This window comes from Thalassotalea fusca (assembly GCF_053485835.1).
Map to the genome: position 1 here is coordinate 243494 of NZ_JBQRUN010000001.1, position 23526 is coordinate 267019.

Annotated in this window: 20 protein-coding genes; 11 read left to right on the top strand and 9 right to left on the bottom strand. The window is 41.3% G+C overall.

Annotation, left to right across the window (positions count from 1 at the left end; translation table 11 throughout):
- Positions 1–136: 136 nt before the first annotated feature.
- From dxs to ACSLUK_RS01060, 3 genes are read right to left on the bottom strand one after another with little or no spacing between them, the layout of a single operon-like run.
- Positions 137–2002 carry a 1-deoxy-D-xylulose-5-phosphate synthase gene (dxs, locus tag ACSLUK_RS01050; RefSeq protein ID WP_448546636.1) on the bottom strand — a complete coding sequence of 622 codons (1866 nt, stop codon included), beginning with the start codon at positions 2000–2002 and terminating at the stop codon, positions 137–139.
- A gap of 16 nt (positions 2003–2018) precedes the next feature.
- Complete coding sequence (gene ispA / locus ACSLUK_RS01055; RefSeq protein ID WP_448546637.1) at positions 2019–2918, bottom strand: (2E,6E)-farnesyl diphosphate synthase; 900 nt, start codon at positions 2916–2918, stop codon at positions 2019–2021.
- Between the two features lie 2 nt (positions 2919–2920).
- Complete coding sequence (locus tag ACSLUK_RS01060) at positions 2921–3154, bottom strand: exodeoxyribonuclease VII small subunit (protein ID WP_448546638.1); 234 nt, start codon at positions 3152–3154, stop codon at positions 2921–2923.
- 293 nt (positions 3155–3447) lie between these two features.
- Here ACSLUK_RS01060 and pomA point away from each other — a divergent pair, with 293 nt between their 5' ends.
- From pomA to thiI, 3 genes are all read left to right on the top strand, one after another.
- Entirely contained in the window at positions 3448–4212 is a 765-nt protein-coding gene (gene pomA / locus ACSLUK_RS01065) for a flagellar motor protein PomA (RefSeq protein ID WP_448546639.1), read from the top strand.
- A gap of 11 nt (positions 4213–4223) precedes the next feature.
- Positions 4224–5171: a flagellar motor protein MotB gene (locus ACSLUK_RS01070; protein ID WP_448546640.1), complete on the top strand. Its 948-nt coding sequence runs from the start codon at positions 4224–4226 to the stop codon at positions 5169–5171.
- Positions 5172–5349: 178 nt separating this feature from the next.
- A complete protein-coding gene (gene thiI, locus ACSLUK_RS01075; RefSeq protein ID WP_448546641.1) occupies positions 5350–6804 on the top strand; it encodes a tRNA uracil 4-sulfurtransferase ThiI in 1455 nt (484 codons plus the stop codon).
- A 21-nt stretch (positions 6805–6825) separates the two neighbouring features.
- On the opposite strand, the gene ACSLUK_RS01080 is transcribed toward thiI, so the two are convergent.
- Positions 6826–7749, bottom strand: coding sequence for a ketopantoate reductase family protein (locus ACSLUK_RS01080; protein ID WP_448546642.1), 924 nt, complete (start codon positions 7747–7749; stop codon positions 6826–6828).
- Positions 7746–8102 (bottom strand): VanZ family protein, encoded by a 357-nt coding sequence (locus ACSLUK_RS01085; RefSeq protein ID WP_448546643.1) that lies wholly within the window; start codon positions 8100–8102, stop codon positions 7746–7748. The genes ACSLUK_RS01080 and ACSLUK_RS01085 overlap by 4 nt, the downstream gene beginning before the upstream one ends.
- 154 nt (positions 8103–8256) lie before the next feature.
- Between ACSLUK_RS01085 and ACSLUK_RS01090 the strand changes: the two genes are divergently transcribed.
- Positions 8257–8739, top strand: coding sequence for a YajQ family cyclic di-GMP-binding protein (locus ACSLUK_RS01090; protein WP_448546644.1), 483 nt, complete (start codon positions 8257–8259; stop codon positions 8737–8739).
- Positions 8740–8843: 104 nt separating this feature from the next.
- Here the strand turns inward: ACSLUK_RS01090 and pdxR are convergent, their stop codons facing one another.
- Complete coding sequence (gene pdxR / locus ACSLUK_RS01095) at positions 8844–10220, bottom strand: MocR-like pyridoxine biosynthesis transcription factor PdxR (protein ID WP_448546645.1); 1377 nt, start codon at positions 10218–10220, stop codon at positions 8844–8846.
- A gap of 132 nt (positions 10221–10352) precedes the next feature.
- On the opposite strand from pdxR, the gene ACSLUK_RS01100 reads away from it, so the two are divergent.
- The 5 genes from ACSLUK_RS01100 (at position 10353) to ACSLUK_RS01120 (ending at position 17339) form a co-directional block, all read left to right on the top strand.
- Entirely contained in the window at positions 10353–10961 is a 609-nt protein-coding gene (locus ACSLUK_RS01100; protein WP_448546646.1) for an FMN-dependent NADH-azoreductase, read from the top strand.
- 80 nt (positions 10962–11041) lie between these two features.
- On the top strand, positions 11042–12085 hold the full coding sequence (locus ACSLUK_RS01105; protein WP_448546647.1) for a TlpA family protein disulfide reductase: 1044 nt from the start codon (positions 11042–11044) through the stop codon (positions 12083–12085).
- A 33-nt stretch (positions 12086–12118) separates the two neighbouring features.
- Entirely contained in the window at positions 12119–14167 is a 2049-nt protein-coding gene (locus ACSLUK_RS01110; RefSeq protein ID WP_448546648.1) for a protein-disulfide reductase DsbD family protein, read from the top strand.
- 246 nt (positions 14168–14413) lie between these two features.
- On the top strand, positions 14414–15718 hold the full coding sequence (locus ACSLUK_RS01115) for an NAD(P)/FAD-dependent oxidoreductase (protein WP_448546649.1): 1305 nt from the start codon (positions 14414–14416) through the stop codon (positions 15716–15718).
- 274 nt (positions 15719–15992) lie between these two features.
- Positions 15993–17339, top strand: coding sequence for a sodium-dependent transporter (locus ACSLUK_RS01120; protein ID WP_448546650.1), 1347 nt, complete (start codon positions 15993–15995; stop codon positions 17337–17339).
- 115 nt (positions 17340–17454) lie between these two features.
- Here ACSLUK_RS01120 and trxA read toward each other — a convergent pair whose 3' ends face one another.
- Entirely contained in the window at positions 17455–17766 is a 312-nt protein-coding gene (trxA, locus tag ACSLUK_RS01125) for a thioredoxin (RefSeq protein WP_448546651.1), read from the bottom strand.
- Between the two features lie 112 nt (positions 17767–17878).
- On the opposite strand from trxA, the gene ACSLUK_RS01130 reads away from it, so the two are divergent.
- Positions 17879–18757 carry a LysR family transcriptional regulator gene (locus ACSLUK_RS01130; RefSeq protein ID WP_448546652.1) on the top strand — a complete coding sequence of 293 codons (879 nt, stop codon included), beginning with the start codon at positions 17879–17881 and terminating at the stop codon, positions 18755–18757.
- 10 nt (positions 18758–18767) lie between these two features.
- On the opposite strand, the gene ACSLUK_RS01135 is transcribed toward ACSLUK_RS01130, so the two are convergent.
- Positions 18768–19523, bottom strand: coding sequence for a TIGR01621 family pseudouridine synthase (locus ACSLUK_RS01135; RefSeq protein ID WP_448546653.1), 756 nt, complete (start codon positions 19521–19523; stop codon positions 18768–18770).
- Positions 19523–20881 carry a Na+/H+ antiporter NhaC family protein gene (locus ACSLUK_RS01140; RefSeq protein WP_448546654.1) on the bottom strand — a complete coding sequence of 453 codons (1359 nt, stop codon included), beginning with the start codon at positions 20879–20881 and terminating at the stop codon, positions 19523–19525. Before ACSLUK_RS01140 ends, ACSLUK_RS01135 begins: the two co-directional genes overlap by 1 nt.
- A gap of 350 nt (positions 20882–21231) precedes the next feature.
- On the opposite strand from ACSLUK_RS01140, the gene gshA reads away from it, so the two are divergent.
- The gene (gene gshA, locus ACSLUK_RS01145; protein ID WP_448546655.1) at positions 21232–22812 is read left to right on the top strand and encodes a glutamate--cysteine ligase; all 1581 of its coding nucleotides are present in this window, start codon (positions 21232–21234) and stop codon (positions 22810–22812) included.
- Positions 22813–23526: the final 714 nt, after the last annotated feature.

Sequence of the window (23526 nt, forward strand, 5' to 3'; positions counted from 1 at the left end):
AAGCGTGTCTACTTGAGGAGCCTAAATTTTCGTCAACCGAAATGTGTAAACTTGTGCTGAAATGATTACAGCTGTTTAAAAACAAAAAAGGGAGCCATTTGGCTCCCCGATAAATTAAATAGTCAAACAAGACAAGTTAACGGCTTAAGAAAGCGTTAATTTGTTTAACGATACCTTCGCTGTCGAGTAGCAATTCTTGATGAATTTCTTGCTGGGTTCCATGTTTAATGAACACATCAGGTAAACCAATGTTGAGGATCTGAGCAGATAATTTTTGTGAGAGTAAATACTCATTTACTGCAGATCCTGCACCGCCTGCAATAGCGTTGTCTTCTACGGTTACGATGGTTGCGTGAGTTTTGGCAATCTCATCGAGTAGTGCAGTATCTAAAGGTTTAACGAATCGCATATCAACGACTGTCGCCGCCAGTTCATTAGCAGCGTTTTCGGCCTCAACCAACGTTGTACCAAAGTTCAGTATTGCAATTTCACTGCCTTGACGTTTTACAACGCCTTTACCTACTTCAATCGTTGCATCGATAGCGGGGTATTCTACGCCAGTACCGCTGCCACGTGGGTAACGTACCGCTGCTGGTTGGTGTAATTTATGGCCTGTTGTCAGCATCAGTTGACATTCACGTTCATCAGATGGTGTCATAATGACTAAATTTGGAATACAGCGCATAAAGCTTAAATCAAAAGCGCCTTGGTGCGTAGGGCCATCAGCCCCAACGATGCCTGCACGGTCAATCGCAAATAAAACCGGTAAGTTTTGAATAGCAACGTCGTGAATCAATTGATCGTATCCACGCTGTAAAAAGCTTGAATAAATCGCTACAACTGGATTCTTACCGCCAATAGCCAAGCCTGCTGCAAAAGTGACTGCATGTTGCTCGGCAATTGCCACATCGAAATATTTGTCAGGAAATCTTTGGCTAAACTCTACCATGCCAGAGCCTTCTCGCATGGCCGGTGTAATAGCGGCTAAGTGTTCATCTTGCTCAGCAATGCGGCATAACCAGTCACCAAACACTTGTGAGTAGGTCGGTGCCGTAGGTTTGCTCTTGGGTAAATTGGTGTCAGCAGGATTAAACTTAGGTACCGCATGATACTTAATAGGATCTTGCTCAGCTGCTTCGTACCCTTTACCTTTTTTCGTGGCAATATGTAGAATCTGCGGCCCTTTTAGGCTGCGCATATTTGAGATGGTATCCACTAAGCCGTTTACGTCATGACCGTCGATTGGTCCGATATAATTAAAACCAAGTTCTTCAAAGAAGGTGCTAGGTACAACCATCCCTTTAAGGTGCTCTTCAGCCCTGCTGGCGAGTTCTTTAATAGGTGGAATGTTGCCAAGTATGCGCTTACTTCCTTCACGAATGCCCGTATAAAAGCTACCTGATAATAGCTTAGCTAAGTGATTATTTAGTGCGCCCACGTTTTCTGATATCGACATTTCGTTGTCGTTCAATATCACGAGCATATCTTTATGAATATCACCAGCATGATTTAACGCTTCAAACGCCATACCTGCGGTCATTGCACCGTCACCAATTACAGCAACGACTTTACGGTTGTTGCCCTCTTTTTCAGCAGCAACGGCTAAACCCAATGCAGCAGAAATTGACGTACTTGAATGGCCAACGCTTAGTACGTCATATTCACTTTCTTCACGCCATGGGAAGGGATGTAACCCATCTTTTTGTCTGATGGTGTGTAACTGTTCACGTCTCCCCGTCAGAATTTTGTGCGGGTACGCTTGGTGACCTACATCCCAAATCAAATGATCGAATGGGGTTTGATAAACATAATGCAAAGCCACTGTGAGTTCTATGGTGCCTAACCCTGAGGCAAAATGACCACTGCTCTTGCTGACTGAATTCAATAAATAGCGACGCAGTTCATCGCTCGCTTGTGGTAATTGCGAACGATTTAACAATCGTAAGTCGTCTGGAGAGTTGATTTTAGACAACAATGGATAGTCGGTTGGATCTGTAGTCATAGTATAATTGTCGTTATTAACTTTTGCGTTTGATTATAAAAGTGGCAAATTCAGATAAATTCTGCGTATTGTATGACAAACTTGTTAAAGCTTGAAGCGCTAGTTGATATAAGTCGTCCGCTTTCTGCTGAGCGCCGTCTAGCCCAAGAAGTGAAGGGTAGGTACTTTTATTAGCTGCAAGGTCTGAACCGCTTGGCTTACCTAATTCTTCTTCAGTAGAGATGATATCAATAATGTCGTCACGTACTTGGTAGGCAAGTCCTACTGAGTCTGCAAATATTGTTAGCTGTTGTTTGTCGTTTTCGGTAACTGATGGTGCACATTCAGCCGCCATTAATACTGCCGCCTTAAGTAATGCACCGGTTTTAAGCGAATGCAAATGTTCTAATTCTGCCAAGCTGATGGTTTTATCTGTAGCGGACAAATCTAACGCCTGTCCTCCACACATGCCTTGATAGCCAGAGGCGTGACACAATTGCTGAACGAGTTTAATTTGTTTTCCAGCTGCTTGTGCTGAAAATTGATGATTCGCTAAAATATCAAACGCCATTGTTTGCAAGCTATCGCCAGCTAATATAGCCGTTGCTTCATCAAATGCTTTGTGACAAGTAGGCTGACCACGACGTAAATCATCATCGTCCATCGCGGGTAGGTCGTCATGCAGTAATGAATATGCGTGAATACACTCTAATGCAGCAGCAACAGCATCGATATCTGAAATTTCCGCACCCAACGCTTCACCTGTAATGTAAGCTAAATATGGACGCATACGCTTACCGCCGATAAGCAGGCCATAGCGCATTGCTTCTATTAGCTTCTTGTCATTTACCGCCAGTCTGTCGATTTGCTGAAGGAGAAATGTATTTATTCTATCTTGATATTGGGCAAGTTGCGGAAGCGGTTGTTGACTCATCATACTTATTCTGAAAAATCTTCAAGGGTTGATTGACCATTTTTTTCAAGCAAGATCTGAATTTTTTGTTCAGCATCTTTTAGTTTGCTTTGACTGTGTTGACTCAAATTCAAGCCTCTTTCAAACAGTGACATCGCATCTTCTAACGATAATTCACCTTGTTCTAGCTTCTCAACAATAGTCTCAAGCTCGTCAAGAGATTCTTCAAAATTAAGGTTTTCTAGTTTCTTTTTTGCCATGCTTGGTGGATCCAGATTGACAGCAATTTTAAATAATGGCGCAACACTACATTAGCAGCTCGCTTGGGTCAATCTAGAGCTGAAAATAGCCTTGTAACAAAAAAGACTATTATTAAGGTTAAGTTATTGACAAATTGGACGATAATAACAGTATTAGAATAATAGTGATTTATCATTTGTGTTCGCGCATCATTACCCCTTCATGTATTATCAAGGTAAGTTTGCGCGTGATAATACCGAATTGACGTTGTAATAGTTCTAACAGGTATAGATACAATTTTCTGGAGGCATTTGTGGATTTAGCTACGCTACTTGGGCTACTTGGCGCTATCGGCTTTATCGTCATGGCGATGATTTTAGGCGGTGATATCAGTATGTTCGTTGATACGCAGTCTATTTTAATCGTATTTTGTGGCTCGACATTCGTTGTGTTGTCGAATTACAACTTAGGGCAATTTTTTACCATAGGTAAAATTGCAGGCAAAGCGTTTTTATTCAAAATTGAAAAACCAGATGAATTAATTGAAAAGTCAGTAGAGATGGCTGACGCTGCACGTAAAGGCGGCTTTTTGGCATTAGAAGAAGCTGAAATTACTAATGCTTTTATGCAAAAAGGCGTCGATATGCTGGTAGATGGTCATGATGCCGATGTCGTTAGGGGAACATTGCAGAAAGATATCAATCTAACAACAGAGCGACATGAAACCGGCATTGGCATGTTGATGGCGCTTGCAGACGTTGCACCAGCGATGGGAATGATTGGTACCTTGATCGGTCTAGTTGCCATGTTATCAAACATGGATGATCCTAAAGCAATCGGCCCAGCGATGGCAGTTGCCTTGTTAACTACGTTATACGGTGCGTTCTTGGCAAACGTAATTGCGATACCAATAGCGAATAAGCTGAAGTTACGTATGGCCGAAGAAAAGTTAAATCAGGAACTAATTTTAGACGCCGTACTCGGCATTCAGGATGGTCAAAACCCGCGTGTAATTGAAGGTTTACTGAAGAATTACCTAGCGGAAAGTAAGCGAACTGTTAGTACCACTGAAGAATAGGAGCGACGAATATGTCAAATCCTCCAGAGTGTAAATGCCCTCCTGCGGGGCTACCCGCTTGGATGGGAACATTTGCTGACTTAATGTCGCTGCTGATGTGTTTCTTCGTATTGTTACTTTCGTTTTCGGAAATGGATGTTCTGAAATTCAAACAAATAGCAGGTTCGATGAAGTTTGCATTTGGTGTTCAAAATAAAATTGAAGTAAAAGATATCCCCAAAGGCACAAGTATTATTGCGCAAGAGTTCAGACCAGGTAAGCCAGAGCCGACGCCGATTGAAGTTATTCAGCAACAAACCGTTGAAATGACCCAGCAAATGCTGGAGTTTCAGGCGGGTGATGAAACCTCTGCAGGTGGGCGTCAAGAGCAGCGCGGAACGGAGCGTGGTGGTCAATCTCAAAGTACTGCTGATGAAATGTCAGCACAGGCACGCCAAAAAGCCAGTGACGAGCTAGAGCAAGCGTCGCAAGAGCAAGTCAATGAACTAGTTAAGAAAATTGCCGAACAACTTGAGCAACAAATTCAAGATGGTGCTATTGAGCTTGAATCCTTGGGTCAACAAGTCATTATTCGTATTCGCGAAAATGGTTCTTTTCCTTCAGGCTCGGCGTTTTTACAACCCAAATTTAGGCCGATAATTCAAGAAATTGGTGAATTGCTCAATACCGTGCCGGGTGAAATCATGGTGTCAGGTAATACGGATAACCAAGGAATTAGCTCTGAACTATTTACGTCGAATTGGGATTTGTCGAGTAAAAGGGCCGTGGCCATAGCGCATGAGTTGATTAAAGTACCGGGTTTTGACGAGACAAGACTATTAGTTGTTGGTCACGCGGACACTAAACCGTTGGTACCTAATACCAATGCGCTGAATCGTCGTCGCAATCGTCGAGTAGAAATCTCGATTAATCAAGGTAAGGCAAAAGAGTCAGAACCATTCTCTGTTACTGAGCAGTAACTCAAGCTGCTCTACACGGAGTCAGAGTCAATAAACCGCTTATCTTGATTTGAATTCAAGAAGTGGAGTATGTTTACTTGACTCTAACCCTGAGCAATTCGCGAATTTTCCTTACACATACCAATGTGCCTGAGATCTGTGTATAATCCGCGCCACATTGTTTTAGGGTTAATTGTCTATGAGATTTATAGTGAAGTTACAGGCGGAAATTACGATCAAAAGCCGCCCTGTTAGAAAGCGTTTTACCAAGATTTTAGAATCTAACGTCAAGAACGTCTTGCGTCGTGTTGATGAACAGGTAACTACACAGGTAAATTGGGACAGCATTGAAGTAAACACAAAAAATGAAGACCCTAAAAACCGCTTAGCGCTAATCGAAACATTGAAGTGTATCCCAGGGGTGCCGATGTTTTTGGAAGTACAGCAATACGAATTTACCGATTTACATGACATTTTCGAGAAAACATTAGCGGTACATGCGAAAACTATCGAAAACAAGTCATTTTGCGTTAGGGTAAAGCGCAAAGGCAAGCATGATTTTTCTTCACTTGAAACCGAGCAGTATGTTGGTGGTGGACTTAATCAGAATGTAGAAAGTGCGCGTGTTCAACTGCGTAAGCCTGACGTTACTATTCATCTTGAAATCAAAAACAATCAGGTATTCATTATCACTGAACGTCATAAAGGTTTAGGTGGATTCCCTATTGCCACGCAAGAAGATGTTTTATCGTTAATGTCGGGTGGTTTTGATTCTGGTGTAGCTAGTTACCAGATGATTAAGAAAGGGGCGCGTACACATTTCTGTTTCTTCAACCTTGGCGGTAGCGCACACGAAGTCGGTGTAAAACAAGTCAGCTACTATTTATGGAACAAATTTGGTGCCTCACATCGCGTAAAATTTTATGCCGTTGATTTTGAACCTGTAGTAGCTGAGATTTTGGAAAAAGTTGAAAATGGCCAAATGGGTGTTGTGCTTAAACGTATGATGATGCGAGCAGCAGCACAAATCGCTGAGAAACGAGGCATTCAATCACTGGTAACAGGTGAAAGTTTAGGGCAAGTGTCTAGTCAAACACTTACTAACTTGAACGTGATCGATCGCGTAACCGACACGTTGATTCTTAGACCTCTAGCTGCTTACGATAAGCAGGACATCATTGATATTGCGCGTGACATTGGTACAGAAGATTTCGCCAAAACAATTCCTGAGTATTGCGGCGTAATCAGTAAAAAGCCTACCGTTAAAGCGGTCCTTTCAAAAGTTGAAGCAGAAGAAGGTAACTTTGATTTTGATATTCTAAACAAAGTGGTTGAAGAAACGCGTGTGTTTGATATTCGCGACATTGGTCAAGAGTCTGAAGAGGAAATACATGCGGTTGAAATGGTTGGTGATATCGACCAAGGTGCAATCGTTCTCGACATTCGTAGTCCTGAAGAAGAAGACGAAAATCCATTAGAAATAGATGGTGTTGAAGTCACGCATTTACCATTTTATAAACTAGCTACCCATTTTGGTGACTTAGATCAGTCAAAAGAGTATTTCTTGTATTGTGATCAAGGCGTGATGAGTAAGTTACAGGCACTGTATCTTATCGATAATGGATTTAAAAACGTTAAGGTATATCGCCCTTAATCAACTATCACTAAGCTGAAACTAACTTTGGCTTAGCTGAGTTACTTGTTGCCACATTGTTGTATTCATCGGTGTGGCAACATTAAATCGCTGGCCTTCAGCATGAACAAAGCCGTTCAAATAGGCAATTTCACTTCGTTTACCCGCCCTTATATCAGCTAACGTAGAACAAATATTTTCCCCCGTCAGCTTAGCAACGTTTAATACGCTTTTTTTCAATTCATCTACATCGAGCGATATCTGATGAAGCGCTGCAATGGTAACGATTTCCTGTAAAATCGCATCAACTTTCTCTTGGTGTACCTGTTCAAGTACGATTTTATTTTGGCTATTGTTGATTGCGCAGATGGGATTGATCACACAATTAATCGCAAGTTTTTGCCAACGCATTGTCGAAATGTCATCGTGCCAATAAACCGGTGGTAAAGCGCTAGACATATAGCTCACAAGCTTTTGTCGTTCCGCAGACGTTAACTCACCTTGCAGCAGGCCAATATCTGTTTTGCCAAGCCCAGTATGAGTAATAGCAAGAGTATCTTCTTTTTTACTGCCATGAGTAAGCAACATGCTTATCACTCGTTGGCGTTTGTCAAAGGTTTGATTGATAACGCTATCTGCTACCATACCATTGTGGCAGAGTAACACGATTGCGTGTTCAGAAAGGTTTGGGGCTAGCGCGGTAATTGTGGCTTTCAGTTGGAACGCTTTAACACAAACTAAAACGATGTGAGATTGCTTGATAAATTCAGGTGTCGCTAAAGCAAGCGCTAGTTGCGAATGTTCATTTTGAACGTTGGTAAAATCAATCGTGTGGTTGTCTTGCTGATCGCTATGGGCATAAAAGCTTGGTGATGCCAATAACTGAACATCTTGCTGTTTGCTTATTTTAAAATGGCTATACCAGAGTAATCCTATAGCACCTTGTCCTACAATCAGGGTCTTCACAGCGGCTTTGAGTGTCTAATCATCAATAAGATCCAACGAAATAACACAAACGCCGTGATACCGACAACATCTGCAATAAAGTCCGATAATTCGGCATTTCGAAAGCCTAAGTACCATTGCCCGACTTCGGTCAAGCCTGCGTAAATTGTCAACGCAATACTTAAAGGAATTAGCGGAAATTTAAGTCCGCTGTGCAGTAGCCAGGACAAAAAGAAGAAACCAAAAAAATGGCCGATGGTGTCAATTTGCGGACTTCTAAAAAACAGTTTTCGTAAATCACCAGATAAAAACAAGGCAACGAGTAGGGCGGTTACAAGGATAAGCAATAAGAGTAGGTGATTACGGCTTTTCATGAGCGATGATGGTTTTAAAAAATTGCCATTATGTTACATGGTTAATGGCCTAAACTCTAGGGCTAAGAATGCGTGAATTGACTCTGTGGTTTTTCATTTGCGCCCTTTTTGCTATGATGCAAAAAATTATTAAGACGAGATAGGAAAAAATAATATGCCTTCAATGGATATCGTTTCAGAAATTAATATTGAAGAGGTGCGCAATGCAGCTGAAAATGCAAGCCGTGAGCTAGATACTCGTTTTGACTTCAGAGGTGTTGAAGCAAGTTTTGAGTGGAAAAAGCCAAACGTTGTTATTAAAGCGGAAGGTGACTTTCAGGTTAAACAGCTCGTTGATATGTTACGCTCACAATTAACTAAACGTAAGATTGATGCTAAGGCGATGGCCGTTGGTGATCCTGATCACTCGGGTAAAACCGTAACAGTAAATGTGTCATTTAAAGAAGGCATTGAACAACCAGTAGCAAAGAAAATTGTTAAGTTGATCAAAGATAGCAAGCTAAAAGTGCAAGCATCTATTCAAGGGGAACAAGTACGTGTTACTGGCAAAAAGCGTGATGACTTACAAATGGTAATGCGCTTAGTGAAAGATGCTGAGTTAGAGCAATCGTTTCAGTTTACAAACTTCAGAGACTAATTTAAAAAATGATGCTATAGCTGTCTATGAAAAAGGCAGCTATAGCATTGAATTATGATTGTGCCCTATAAAATATGGCAGCAAACCAACGCAGGGAATGATATCTAATCGGGGTAGGCGATGTCTTTGATCCTATGCACGAGCTTTTCGCATTCATCTTGGCTTTGGATGTTAGTGAAGCTTAGGATTAGCCCAAATGGAACAGGCTTAGCGCTCCATTGAGATAACCCATGTGCAAATATACCAGCGGCTAACAGTTGCCTCGACAGTTCTGCATCACCGACGCTTACGTCTTTTAACTGTACTATCATATTCATGCCGCCAGGCTGGTTATTAATAAGTACTTTTTCACCCAGTACTTGTTTAAACACACTTGCCGTAAGTTCTCTACGCTCTCGATATAGTTTTCTCATGCGTTGAATATGCCGAGATAGTTGTCCCCCTTCAATGAATGCCGAAACAGCGGCTTGATTCAACGAAGAAATGTTTCCACCAAAGAGCTCAGCACTTTCTTCAAATTGTTTCACTTGCTGCACCGGTACAACGATGTAGGCCATTCTCAAACTCGGAAAAAGCACTTTGCTAAAGGTTCCTGAGTAAATGACGCGATCATCCACGTCTAAACTTTTTAGTGCCGGTAGCGGTAGCCCTGCATGTCGGTACTCACCGTCATAATCATCTTCGATGATCCAAGCGGATTTTTTATTCGCCCAATTTAACAATTTTTGTCTGCGCGGTAATGACAGTGCTACACACGTCGGACTTTGATGAGTTGGTGTAACAATAACAGCATCGGCATCTACCTCAGTAGCTAAGTTTATGCCTTCGTCATCAACGGGAATTGGAATAATATTGCTGAATTTTTGTTGCAAAACTCTTCTGGTGAGAGGATAACCGGGGTCTTCAATGGCAATTCTAGCATCCGCTTTTAGTAAAGCATTTGAAATCCAATTGATTGAATTTACATACCCAGAGGTGATAAAAACTTGAGAGGGATCACACTTCACACCCCGAGATAACTGCAAATACTGTGCGATGGTTCGCCGCAAAGAAGGTAATCCGTAGACTGAGGGGTAAGCTAAATCTTCACGACTTAGATTTCTGGCACATTTTGCCACGATTCTCGACCAGACTTGTTTAGGGAAGTTGTCTAGCGCTGGAATACCAAGTTGAAAAGGCAGTACATTGGGCGCTTCAATATCAGGGGAAAACCCCGGTTGGAGAACACTAATTTTTGTTTTTTTATTCGGTGAAGGGGGCAGCAAGTGTTTACAAACGACTGTACCAGCTTGACCTTTTGATTCAATATAACCTTCAGCTTTTAAGATAGCATAGCCTTCTTCCACTGTACCGCGAGCCACGCCCATTTCCTTCGACAGTACACGAGCAGAAGGAATTTTCTCCCCAGGCTTTAATATACCCTGCAATATTGCTGTGTGGATTCGCTGATATACTTGTTTATACGCAGGAACTCTAGTCATGGTATAAGTTTTTCCTTGCATGGACCATAAAAATGGTCAGTTCTTGGTACTTATTGAGAGCCATCGCTAGTGCTAGTATACAAGCCATTGTTGGATTAACCAATAATGTAGCCTTAAGCTGTAGAGTGAAAAATGAATGTATTAGTTCTGACATGTAGTCCTCGGTTGGACAAGTCATCCACCCATCAATTGGCGCAGTTTATCGTTGAGCAAATATCAAATAGTCAACGTGTTGAGACTGAATATGTCGATGTAACAAGTCTGCCACACATTGATACTCATTATGCCAAGCTACTTTGTGCTGAAGACGAATTGTCTGGTGATTGTAAAGGAAGTGTGGCGATTTCAGCGCGATTAATCGCTTCATTAAAGGTGGCGGACTTTGTGATAATTGCCGCACCAATGCATAATTATTTTTTGCCTTCCAGTTTAAAAAGTTGGGTAGATCATGTGGTCAGGGCAGGAGAAACATTTGAAATAACTCCTTCGGGTAAAAAGCCCTTACTCAACGATAAACCTGTCATGGTTCTAATTTCTTCTGGTGGGCGATTCATGGGAGAGTCGGCGTACCAGCCAGATTTTTTCACCCCATATATGACCGAAGTCCTAAAAACTATTGGGCTAAACGATGTCCACTACTTTGCTATACAAGGTACTGCTTTAGAAACAGCACAAGTCCAAGAGCAAATCTCGTCCTTAAAATGTCAAATTCAAGAGTGCTTGGTTAAATATCTGAGTTAGCTAAAAAACAACTATTTTGATTGGTTGACAAATACACCAAGCAAATTATCAAATTTTTAAATTGTTCATAGGAAATTGATATGAAACTCAATAAACAGCTTGTTATCTTACTAAACTTGCTAATTTTCACCTTTTCTGTGCATGTCGCAGGTGAAGACTATTCAGCTGAGGGTGAGCGAAGAGCAAAGTCAGCTGGGCAGTCACTTATTGGAACTGCCGCGCCTCAAACGTCAATGGTTACAATTGATGGTGCAACGATTGATTTATCAAAGGTGTATGGCACCAAACCAGTGTATATAAAGTTTTGGGCAACTTGGTGTGTACCTTGCCGTCAGCAAATGCAGGGGTTTGAGGAGATTTATCAAAAATATGGCGAGTCTGTGCAAGTGATAGCGGTGAACATTGGTATTGGTGACAATGTAAAATCAGTAACTGCATTTCGCAATAAGATGAAGCTAACTATGCCGGTTGTTATTGACGATGGAAGCTTAGCTCGTGCCTTTAAGTTGCGCGTCACGCCACAGCATTTACTGGTTGATAGAAACGGAAACTTTTCTTACTTTGGCCATAAAGATGACGATGCATTTCATCAGGCACTTAAAAACGTAGTTCAGGTTAATAATACGCAATCAGTGCGTAGTCCAAGTGTTGAACATAGTGATTCGGGCTATAAAGTTGGTGACACTATTGCCAGTCTGTCTTTTACAACAATTGATAATAAGCACCTAACGCTACCCTTTAATTCACCCCGTGATCATCGCACTGGATTGGTGTTTTTTGGTCCGTGGTGTGAATGGTATTTAGAAGAAACTAAACCCGAAGTGTCAAAAGCGTGCACAGAAGTTCGACAACTCATTGAACGTCAATCTCAAACATCAACTATTCAATGGCTGACGATTTCAACAAACCTTTGGGCGTCAATCGCTGACTTGAAAGACTATCGTCAAAACTATCAAACAACACGACCAATTATCTTTGATCACGACGGCGAGCTTTTTAAGTTGTTTAATGTCAATCAATTACCAACCGTATTATTGATTGACGCTAATGGTGAAATTACGTCGAAGGCATCTATTCAGGATGCCAATTTTAACGCGGTATTAAAGTCAATAACTCAGTCATAGAAATTTCAATCTTGTAAAAGGTATAGGTGCGGTATGGTACGAATTATTGTTTGGATGTTCATTTACTTATGCGCATCGCAATCGTGGGCTTTGGTGCCAGATAGCGATAACAAACTAATTTCAATAACAACGGTATTGGAAAGTTCGGAACCTTCCGCAGGGAAATTGTATGAATTAGCCTTGATTATGACGCCTAAAAAGGGCTGGCATGGTTATTGGGAAAATCCTGGTGATGCTGGGTTTGCTGCTAATTTTGACTGGCAGTTACCGAAAAATATCACCGTAGGAGAAGTTCGATTTCCTGCGCCAAGCCAACTCATCACTAGCGATATCATGAACTATATCTACCATGGTGAATATGTCTTGTTAGTGCCTATTTGGGTCGGGGAAGATGTTCCCAGTGGTGAAAAATTATCGATCAAACTTGATATCAGTTATTTGGTTTGTAATGCCGATAGTTGCTTACCAGAACAACAAACGATAGCAATGGATTTTGTAGCTGGTGATGGAAAAATCAACAACGAAAACCGAGCTAAGTTCAAGCAATGGCGTAAAAAGTTACCTAAGTCGTTAGACTCGAAAGGCCAGTTTTCTACAGAAGGTGGTAAGTTCAAGCTTACTTTACCTCTGCCTAACGCAATAGATACCGATAACGCTCATATTTACCCCGTAACCAATAATGTGTTTTCGAATAATTCGGCGCAGGTTTTTAGCCACAAGAATAATGTACTACATATGCGCACTGATTTTGGCGGTGAACAGCTTACATTGTTTAAAGGGGTATTGGTTCTTGAAAACGATTTAGCTTTGAAATTTGAAGCTAATATTTCTGAGCATGCATTGGAGGTGGTGACTAATAACAGCAATGAGGCAAACGTAACTCATTGGTCAGTCGCACTAACGGCGCTATTTGGCGCTATTCTCGGTGGCTTACTTCTTAATATTATGCCGTGCGTCTTTCCCATATTAAGTCTCAAAATATTGAGTATTTCAACGCTTGGATCTGAAAAGGAAGCAAGATCAGGCGCCATAGCGTATACACTAGGCACTGTACTTGTGTGCATTGCGCTTGGAGGATTAATCATCGGGTTGCGCTCTTTAGGTCATCAAGTTGGTTGGGCTTTTCAATTACAAAGTCCAGCTGTCATTTCTGTACTGATTTTATTAATGAGTGCTATTGCTTTTAATCTAGCTGGGTTATTTGAAGTCGGTACACTAACTTCAGGCATATCGCTGCAAGATAAGAAAGGCGTTGTGGGCGAATTTTGGACGGGAGTTTTGGCGGCTTTTGTTGCAACTCCTTGTACAGGGCCTTTCATGGCAACGGCGTTAGGGGCTGCCCTTGTGCTACCAGTAGGGGTTGCGTTTCTGATTTTCGCTGGTCTGGGAATTGGGTTGGCGTTACCTTTTTTATTGGTTGGGTTTATACCGTTACTGAGAACTCGGTTGCCTAAGCCTGGTGCATGGATGGTGACTGCACGAAAAATCCTTGCTTTACCAATGTTTATTACCGTTTTAGGGCTTATCTGGGTTTTGATGCGCCAAGCGAATAATGATTACGTACTCGCTGTTTTGGCGGCATTAATGCTCTCTTCATTTGGTTTATGGGCAACAGGAAGTTGGCAGCATTCTCAGCATAAAACGAGTTGGTTGCCAGCTGTGCTGTTGTCGATAGTTCCTTTAGTTGCAGTGATAAGCTTTGTTGCTGATACGAAAACAGTTAAAGAGTCAGATTCATACAGCAGCTATTCCAGCCATGTATTTGACGAAAAAGCGTTGAATCAATTGAGGAGACAGCAAGATGTGTTTTTGTATTTTACGGCAGATTGGTGCTTGACTTGTAAAGTTAATGAGAAAACGGCTATTGAACGTTCAGAGGTTACAGCATCCTTTGAAAAAAATAATGTAGCGGTAATGATCGGAGATTGGACGAATGGCGATAGTCATATTACGGAATATTTATCGCGGCATAATCGCTCAGGCGTGCCATTGTACTTATGGTATAAGAAAGGCACCAACCATCCAGAGGTTTTATCGCAAATATTAACGGCAGATGCACTCATAGAATTGTCTAATAGGTAGATTTTTCAATGTAAAAAATGTGCAATCAGGCTAATTTTGAAGGTGAGCTTGCACTCGATAAGATAGTAACGCAGCTAACCGTGTTAGATCTTTAACGTGTTGGCATTAAAGCATTTTATGCGAGGACAAGCTTTGTTATAATCCTGAGTTGTCTGATTTAGTTAGTGTCAGTAGCCCCAACAAGCTATACCCAAATATATTGAACTAAGTGTTTTTGGGTATATCAACTTTTATAAGGGCTTTAATATGACTACCACAGAGGCAGATATCGTCATCATTGGCGGTGGAGCAGGCGGGCTTGAACTCGCCACTCGTTTGGGCCATACATTAGGCAAAAAACGGCAAGCAAGTATATTGCTGATTGACAAAAATCGCACTCATATTTGGAAACCACTGTTACATGAGGTGGCAACAGGATCACTTGACGCTAATTTAGATGGTGTTGTGTACTCAGTGCATGCAGCTAAGCACCACTATAGCTTTCAGTTAGGCACATTCAGTGCGTTAGATAGAGAAAGAAAAACCCTCACTTTAGCTCCTCTCAATGACCAGCTAGCACACACCATTATTCCCGAGCGCAAAGTTAAATTTAAAACGCTTGTTATTGCAATTGGCAGTGTCAGCAACGACTTCAATACACCAGGTGTTTCTGAACATTGCTTCTTACTTGACTCAATTGGTGGTGCAGAACGGTTTCAACATGCATTGCTTGATAACTTTACGCGCTTGCACCAAAGTCAGTCTGAATCAGAATTATTAGACATCGCTATTGTTGGCGGAGGTGCGACAGGCGTTGAGCTGTCTGCTGAGCTGTATCATGTTACTGATTTGCTCAAAATGTACGGTCTCACGAATATGACCCGCAAACGATTACGTGTTCATTTAATTGAAGCTGGCCCGCGTATATTACCGGCATTACCAGAGCGTATTGCGCAATCAGCCAAACGCGAGTTGGAGCGTCTTGGAGTGCAGGTTTATGAGAATACAGCTGTAGCTGAAGCAACAAAATCAGGGTTTGTTGCTCGAGACGGAAAGCAAATTCAAGCTAATATTTTGGTCTGGGCTGCTGGAATCAAAGCGCCAGATTTTTTCAAAACATTAGGGGATTTTGAACTGAATAAAGTTAATCAAATAAAGGTTAATTCATATCTACAAAGTACAATTGACCCAGCAATATACGTACTTGGTGATTGCGCGGCATTTGTTGATGATGAGGGTGTTCAAGTTCCGCCTCGCGCACAATCGGCTCACCAAATGGCAAATACTGTGTTAAATAACTTGATTGCAACGAATACTGGTAAACCGCTTTCAACCTTTGTCTATCGAGACCACGGTTCACTGGTTAATTTATCGCGTTACAGTACTGTAGGGAGTTTAATGGGAAACTTGTCTGGTGGTAACTTCTTTGTCGAAGGAAGAGTTGCACGGTTAATGTATACCAGCCTATATCGTATGCACCAGATGGCTATTCATGGCCGCTTCAAGACTGTTTTACTATGGTTCACTGAAAAACTACTACGAGTCGTGCGGCCTAAAATGAAACTTCATTGAGGTTATTTAAGTCATAATGACCAACTGATTCAATCGGTTGGTCATGCCATTTTTTTATGGTGCTTAGTCTTACATTCTTATCATCAAGGTCGTTGGCATGCGAGCCGTTTGCGATATGAGCAAAGGATTCGTAAAAGTTATTCGCCAATTTTGTTTACAGTTTCTACCCCAAAGCCTTCTTATTTATTTACCTAATTCACTATCCCCCTCTGTTAATTTGCCTAGGTTTTAAGTAAATTAAGGTGTTTTTTTATAATAATAAAGATGAGAAGTAATGAGCGTGTCAAGAGGAGAGTTTAGCTCTCGTATCGGATTTATCATGGCTGCCGCAGGTTCAGCGGTAGGATTAGGCAACATTTGGGGATTCCCAACGCAGACTGCCAGCAATGGTGGTGCTGCTTTTGTACTGGTTTATTTGTTTTTAGCATTTTCACTGGCTTATCCGGCGTTTATGGCTGAATTATTGATTGGTCGCTATGGTCAGGCGAACGCTGTGACTTCATTACAAAAAATGTCACGTACCAATGGACAAAAGCGTTTTGGCTTTTTTGTTGGCTTTGGCGGCATCATATGTGCCTCACTCATCTTAAGCTTTTACGGAATTATTGCGGGTTGGATGATGTCGTATGCGGTTGAACCTGTTCTGAGCGTTGCCGGAGCAACAGGTGCTGCAGAATGGGTAATTGGACAGTCAACCATACGCAATGTGTTATTTACCGCGGTTTTCATGTTCTTGACGATCTACATCATACGTAGTGGTGTGGAACAAGGCATTGAGAAATGGTCAAAACGATTAATGCCGCTGTTAATCTGCTTACTCGTGATATTAATCGGCTATGTTATGACGATGGAAGGTGCCTCGGAAGGTCTTAACGCCTATCTTAACCCAGACATCTCACGTGTATTAGAACCCGATTTATTGATTAGCGCTTTAGGTCAGGCGTTCTTCTCGTTATCACTTGGCACCAGTGTCATGGTGATTTACGGTTCATATATTTCTAAGAAAGAAAACTTAGTAACGTTGGGCGCTCAAGTAACATTAATTGATGTATCTATTGCGTTTTTAGCTGGCTTGTTAATTATTCCAGCAATGTATGTAGCACAAGCGCAAGGAGTGGTGATATTTGCCGAAGACGGAAGCTTAATTTCTGGCTCTAGCCTGGTATTTACCGTATTACCTGCTTTGTTTGATTCAATGGGGAGCATCGGATTATTTGTTGCGTTTGCGTTCTTCGTTCTTATGTCAGTTGCTGCGCTTACCTCGTCAATTTCAATGCTTGAAGGGCCTGTATCTTTTGTTGTTGAACGTCACAATATGACACGCGGAAAAGCGACAACCCTTATAGGTATTGGCATCTTTTTGATTAGTTTGGCGATTATCTCAAATATCGGTGTAATGCTTGATTTTGTTGCGATTTTAGCAACGCAATATGGGCAACCCATTATCGCTATGTTGTGTTGTATTTTCGTTGGCTGGATTTGGCATCGAAGCGAAATTTTGGCTGAAATAAAGAATGGTAACGATGTCGTAGAGCATAGCCTGTTCTGGAAAATTTGGCCTTGGTACACTAAATTTGTTTGTCCAACTGCGATAGCAATTGTATTCCTGCATTCGTTATAGTTAGGCATAGTTTGGGTCAGAGTCAATAACTTGAGGCATAAGCTTTTAATTAAAAGCTGCGCATTGAGTTAACTGACTCTAGCCCTTAGCGATAGAAATAGACGAGTATCGCGACTTAACTACTCACAAATTCCTTCAATTGATTCAGCGAAAGTGCGCCCACTTTCGATGCCTGAACTTCACTGTTTTCAAAAAGTAGCAATGCCGGTATACCACGAAAGCCATAGCGAGATAGCATTTCTGGGGCCTCATCGGTATTTACTTTCACAATTGTTATTTGCTCATCTTCTGCCTGCAGTTGCTCCAATAGCGGAGCGATCATTCGACATGGTGCACACCACGGCGCATAAAAGTCGACGAGTAATTTACCTTGCGTATCAGCAATGTACTGGTCTAATTCGTTGGCACTTAATTCTTGTAAGCTCATGTTGTCTCCTATTTGTTTGTCATGGCATCAATGGGACATATCCTATCCAAAGTTGACATTGTTGATTAGATAGGTTTAATAGGATTTATTGTTCTATTTATGAGACAAAAATTTGAATTTGGATAATTTGGCTTTGTTCACTGTTATTGTCGAACAAGGATCACTTACCGCGGCGGCAAATAAACTGAGTTTGCCAAAATCTAAGCTAAGCCGACGACTCGCTGAGTTAGAGGCTAAATTAGGTACGCCACTTATTCAACGAACCACCAGACGCCTCAGCCTTACGCAAGCAGGTGAAATACTCTTTAATGCAGTTCAAGATCCTGTGCATGCTCTTTCGAATGCTGAGCATTTAATTGCTGATTATATGGCGGTGCCTAAAGGGACAGTTAATGTCCTGTTTCCGATAGAGTTTTTCAATCAGCGCATATCAACGTTGGTGATGAAGTTTATTCAGCAGTATCCGGAAATAGAATTAAAGTGCACTCAATACAGCGACAACGGGGCTCAAATAGACGATGAAGTCGACTTAATGTTTATGCTACATGAACAATCATTACCGCCCACAGATTATATCGCCAAAACTTTGATGAGCTTCCCACAAGCCATTTATGCTCATCCAAATAGCCAGTATTGTTGTGTGCGTGAAATAGATGAATTAATCAATGCTGCAACCGTAGGAGAGCAAAGGGAAGAGCAATGGCAATTTCGTGGTAAACACCAATCTGTACAAATATCAGTGAGCAACAAATACTGTTTTTCGAGCCCTGAAATGCGGTTAACCACGGTAGTGAGCAATATGGCGATTGCCAAGCTGCCAGAATATGTTGTAAGGGATAATCGGGCTTGTGACCAACTTGTTGAGTTGCCGTTGCATACGCCGCCAGTCGCGCTGCAATTATCAGTAATGTACCAGCATAGAATGTTGCCAGCTAAAACGCGTACATTCTTGAACTTCTTCCAAAGTGAAATAGGATTGCTAACGTACTAATTAAGCAGTATTACGACTCTTTGCCGTTGGTGTTGTGTCGGGGTACGTTGGGCCAAGGCAACGTAGCTGGATCGTCGAGCTCTGTTAATTGTTGTTGGCATTGTGGGGTTAAAAATAGTTGCCCTGAATTGGGAGCTGAGCGAAATGCAAAAGCTTCACCCTGATAAGTGAATTTAAGACAATAAGCATGCAAGTAGCCGCGATCGGCAACTAATTCATTATCATTGGTCTGTTGCTTCGTCCCCGATGGCTTTGTGTGATAATAATTATCACCAATGATTGGTGCGCCGATACTTGCCAGTGCTACGCGAATTTGATGTGTTTTTCCGGTATGTGGTTTCAAACAAAATAGCCGCGTTTTATTGCTGAGTGCGTAGCTAAAAAATTGGGTAATCGCCGGGTTTTCTTTCGTACGTAACAACTTCCATGTACCGCGACGACTCTTAGCCATATCGCCTATGATTAAACCTTGTTTCTTTTTCGGCTTTACATCACTTAGTGCAAGGTAAAACTTTTCAACTTGCCGCTGAGTAAACAATTGCTGAAATTCTTGGGCGCAACTAAGGGATTTAGCAACGATAAGCAAACCTGAAGTCATCTTATCTAATCGGTGCACTGGAAATAGGTTTTCCCCTGAGAATTGTTGTTTTATTTGAGAAAATAGGCCCATTCCTTTTTCATCTTCATCATGAAAGTTGATATCAGCCGATTTGTCGACGATGATAAAATCTTCATGTTGAAAGACAATACTAAAAGTATTCGTCATTACAGTGCCATGCCAACAATAATATATAGAATTATCGTCGCTATCCCGCCCACTAATGCGTAGGGTAATTGAGTCTTAACATGCTCAAAGTGATCACAGCCACTAGCGATTGAAGCCACCACGGTCGTATCAGAAATTGGAGATGCGTGATCGCCAAAAATACCGCCCCCTAACACTGCAGCGACAAGAAACTCGATTGGCATGCCCGTTTGTTGGGCAATTGGTACCGCAATAGGGATTAAAATCGCGAATGTTCCCCACGAAGTGCCAGTAGCGAAAGCCATAATACCCGCTACTACAAAGAGTATTGGCGCGATAAGTAGTTGAGGAAATTCTACGGTCAATAGCTGACTGACGTACGTACCCGTTCCTAATAATTTGATGGCATCACCAAAAGCAAATGACAGCACTAAGATGGCGATAGCAGGCGCCATATAACGAATACCTTTTAACGAAAACAAGACCACTTGGGTGAACGTTAATAAACGATGGCTTAATATAAGTGAGACTAAGATTAGCAACGCACTGGTTATTGCCCAAAATACTGAGAAAGAACCTGAACCTCTGCGCATGTCGCCTTCACCAGTTACCCACAGTAGCATCAGTGTGATGCCAAGTAGACATAATAGTGGTAGCCACATCACATAGGCAGGGGCAACAGCGGTCACTTTATCTGAAGTTTCTGTAGAAAAGGCCGATTCCGCGTTTTTCATTGGACCATAAACCTTGCCACTATAAGCGGTGTAATAGGCGAGTGCGACGGCGATAATTGCATAGAAATTATAGCCAATCGTACCAATTAAAATGCCAACAGGATCAGAGAAGTCGAATCCGTCTAGTAATCCCAACACATATGCACCCCAACCATTGATCAAGAACAGAATACTAATTGGAGCACAAGTGGAATCAATTAAATAAGCTAGCCGTGCGCGACTTAGTTTATGGCTGTCAAATAACTGTTGTGAAGCTGTACCAGCAGTGAACATGCTCAGGTTGGTATCGGTAAATATACTAGTGCCAACGAGCGTAGGTAACAGCGCCGCTTGCCGAGGCCCCTTAACGACATTACGTTGTGCTAAAAATTGGATAAAGCCATTAACACCACCTGATTGATTCATTAGCGTAACTAAGGCGCCAATCATTAAACTAAAGCTAACGATATAAACATTGCCCGTTGATGCAAATACCTCGAGCAACTGACCACCAGAACGGCTAATACCTGAAAATAGTGCGCCATTTTCAATCATGATAGTACTAGTCAACAAGCCGACAAATAAAGCGAGTAGCGCGTTTTTTCGCCATATGGCGATAATTATTGCAATGATAGGAGGAATGAGAGATAGCGCGCTGTCTTGCATAATATACCTAATTATTCTTATTTTCTGTGACTTTACCGCAACTTGTAATGATTAGAAACAGTAAATTGCTATTTTGTTTCACGGGTAAATCGTATCAGATAAAATATACCGTCATATTATTTAACAAACTTGTTGTAAGTAAATCGTGTACTTAGCGGTCTTTTGAATTATCTTTGGAGTGGCAAGCTGACAGTCGCGATCTTACCGCGCGACGAATTGGTTGAATCGTCAAGTAGGTATGCGTAAGAGTTAGGCATAAATATGACAATTTGACCTTGTGCACTATTGAAATATGCACGAAAAGCCATACATACATGACATAACACGCACTCGTTGCCGAAGGGAATATTTTGACTCTTAAATTTAATCAGTATATCAGCGCTTTTTCTCAAGAAAATCTAAATTCAACGCTAAATCAAATTGGCAGGGGCATCGAACGAGAAGCATTGCGTGTGCTCCCCGAAGGAAAGTTGTCCCAAGCTGCTCATTACCGGAGTTTAGGGTCTGCATTAACACATGACAATATCACCACTGATTACGCTGAATCATTGTTAGAGTTTATTACCCCCGTCAGTCGAGATGCCCAAGAAACATTGAATCAGCTTACGGATATTCAAAAGTTCACATTGAGTCAAATCGACGGTGAATTACTATGGCCATTAAGCATGCCATGCTTTGTGAGTGACGATAAAAAAGTGCAACTGGCTTATTATGGCGATTCGAATATTGGCCGTATGAAAACGACCTATCGACAAGGGTTGAAGAATAGGTACGGTAGCATGATGCAAGTCATTGCGGGCATCCATTTTAATTTTTCGTTTCCCATGGCATTTTGGCAAGCGAAGCAAGATCTAGACGCTAATGATGCGTCAATAAGTGATTATGTTTCCTCACAATACTTCGCATTAATTCGCAATTACAAACGCCTATGTTGGCTTATTCCTTATTTATACGGAAGCTCACCTGCTTTATGCCCATCATTCTTACAAGGTAAACAAACTAGCCTACCATTTAAAAAGTCAGCTAAGGGCTATATGTACTTAGAGTACGCAACATCTTTGAGAATGAGTGATTTAGGTTATACCAACAGTGAACAGTCATCATTGCATATATGTTACAACGATTTAAATGAATACGTTAAAGGTGTTAAAGAAGCGATCAATATCAAATCGGATCGCTTTGAAAAGATTGGCATTAAAGTTGACGGCGAGTACCGACAACTCAATGACAACATTTTGCAAATTGAAAATGAGCTCTATGCGCCTATCCGACCCAAACAAGTGGCAAAATCAGGCGAGAAGCCTTCCGACGCCTTATTGAACCGTGGTGTTGAGTACATTGAAGTGCGCGCATTAGATGTGAACCCTTTCTGTGAAACAGGCATTTCACTACAGCAAGTACACTTCTTAGATGTGTTCCTTACTTATTGTGCGCTAAAAGAAAGTGCTCCTCTATCATGTGAGCAGCAGCGTATCACTGAAAATAACATGAACGAAGTGGTGGTGCGAGGCAGAGATCCTCAGCTATTGCTAGATGATGATGGCGTTGCTAAATCGGTTAAGTCGTGGGGAGAAGAATTGTTTGCAGAAATGCGTGAAGTGGCTGTGCTATTAGATAAGAGCTATGGCGACAATCGTTACCAAGTGGCACTGGAGGAAGAGCTAAACAAAATTAGACACCCTGAGCAAACACCATCGGCAAAAATTTTAGATTGTCTAGTCAATGAAGCAGGCAGCATGACACAAATGGCGTTGGAAAATGCTGCGCTATATAGACAAACATTATTAGACACCCCGTATCGATTTTTTGATGAAACCTATTTCACTTCGCTGGCTGACACATCCATAAGTGAACAAAAAGCCATTGAGCAGGCGGATGAATTGTCGTTTGATGAGTTTCTTGCAGATTACTTCGGTACTACTGAAACCTAGCAATCTTGCTAGTGGGTTCATAATTCACTTTTTGACAGACAAAAAAAAGCGCGTTAGGGCAACGCGCTATAGTTCTAAGAAAGCAGTCCAGGGAGGTTTTTTGCTCTCGAAAGGTTTGACTGACATCATTCATAAAAGTTCAAAATAAGTTCAAAAAAATTAATGTTTCTTTTAATTGCTTTATTTCCAAAGAAAAATTTTCCATAAAAAAAGCGCGTTGTTAAAACGCGCCGAATAAAACATGAAACACTAAGGGAAATAAATGCCTCTCATATCTTAGGACTAGCCCTATTTAAATTGGTTCAATAAATTAATTAAAAATCTTAAAAAAATCTCTTTTGGAAAATAGAAGATGATAAATTGAGATAATTCGGAAGATTATTAGGTAAAAAAAATCGCGTGTGGTGCACGCGATATATGAAAAACACTAAGGGAAATAAATCTTTCAACTATTCAGAACACCTACTCGTTAAAAAGTTCAAACTTTTAGCAAAAAAAAAGCACATTTAATAAAATGTGCTAAAAACTTGTTCAGGGAAAACACAATGATCATGTGTCATGCCTTATATGAACAGCGTAATTCATAAAAGTTCAGAAAAAATAATAAAATTAATAAATATTTTTATGTTGCGTTGTGAGTGAGCTCTAATCCTACCGATATGATGGTTTAGTTTTCTGTAAAGGAATGTGTGAAATACATGGCATTCAACGTCA

What these genes read in the sequence shown, in the direction of transcription:
- dxs (WP_448546636.1), bottom strand. Translation starts at nt 2,002, where the DNA reads ATGACTACAGATCCAACCGACTATCCATTGTTGTCTAAAATCAACTCT.
- ispA (WP_448546637.1), bottom strand. Translation starts at nt 2,918, where the DNA reads ATGATGAGTCAACAACCGCTTCCGCAACTTGCCCAATATCAAGATAGA.
- ACSLUK_RS01060 (WP_448546638.1), bottom strand. Translation starts at nt 3,154, where the DNA reads ATGGCAAAAAAGAAACTAGAAAACCTTAATTTTGAAGAATCTCTTGAC.
- ACSLUK_RS01070 (WP_448546640.1), top strand. Translation starts at nt 4,224, where the DNA reads ATGTCAAATCCTCCAGAGTGTAAATGCCCTCCTGCGGGGCTACCCGCT.
- thiI (WP_448546641.1), top strand. Translation starts at nt 5,350, where the DNA reads ATGAGATTTATAGTGAAGTTACAGGCGGAAATTACGATCAAAAGCCGC.
- ACSLUK_RS01085 (WP_448546643.1), bottom strand. Translation starts at nt 8,102, where the DNA reads ATGAAAAGCCGTAATCACCTACTCTTATTGCTTATCCTTGTAACCGCC.
- ACSLUK_RS01090 (WP_448546644.1), top strand. Translation starts at nt 8,257, where the DNA reads ATGCCTTCAATGGATATCGTTTCAGAAATTAATATTGAAGAGGTGCGC.
- pdxR (WP_448546645.1), bottom strand. Translation starts at nt 10,220, where the DNA reads ATGACTAGAGTTCCTGCGTATAAACAAGTATATCAGCGAATCCACACA.
- ACSLUK_RS01100 (WP_448546646.1), top strand. Translation starts at nt 10,353, where the DNA reads ATGAATGTATTAGTTCTGACATGTAGTCCTCGGTTGGACAAGTCATCC.
- ACSLUK_RS01105 (WP_448546647.1), top strand. Translation starts at nt 11,042, where the DNA reads ATGAAACTCAATAAACAGCTTGTTATCTTACTAAACTTGCTAATTTTC.
- ACSLUK_RS01110 (WP_448546648.1), top strand. Translation starts at nt 12,119, where the DNA reads ATGGTACGAATTATTGTTTGGATGTTCATTTACTTATGCGCATCGCAA.
- ACSLUK_RS01115 (WP_448546649.1), top strand. Translation starts at nt 14,414, where the DNA reads ATGACTACCACAGAGGCAGATATCGTCATCATTGGCGGTGGAGCAGGC.
- ACSLUK_RS01120 (WP_448546650.1), top strand. Translation starts at nt 15,993, where the DNA reads ATGAGCGTGTCAAGAGGAGAGTTTAGCTCTCGTATCGGATTTATCATG.
- trxA (WP_448546651.1), bottom strand. Translation starts at nt 17,766, where the DNA reads ATGAGCTTACAAGAATTAAGTGCCAACGAATTAGACCAGTACATTGCT.
- ACSLUK_RS01135 (WP_448546653.1), bottom strand. Translation starts at nt 19,523, where the DNA reads ATGACGAATACTTTTAGTATTGTCTTTCAACATGAAGATTTTATCATC.
- ACSLUK_RS01140 (WP_448546654.1), bottom strand. Translation starts at nt 20,881, where the DNA reads ATGCAAGACAGCGCGCTATCTCTCATTCCTCCTATCATTGCAATAATT.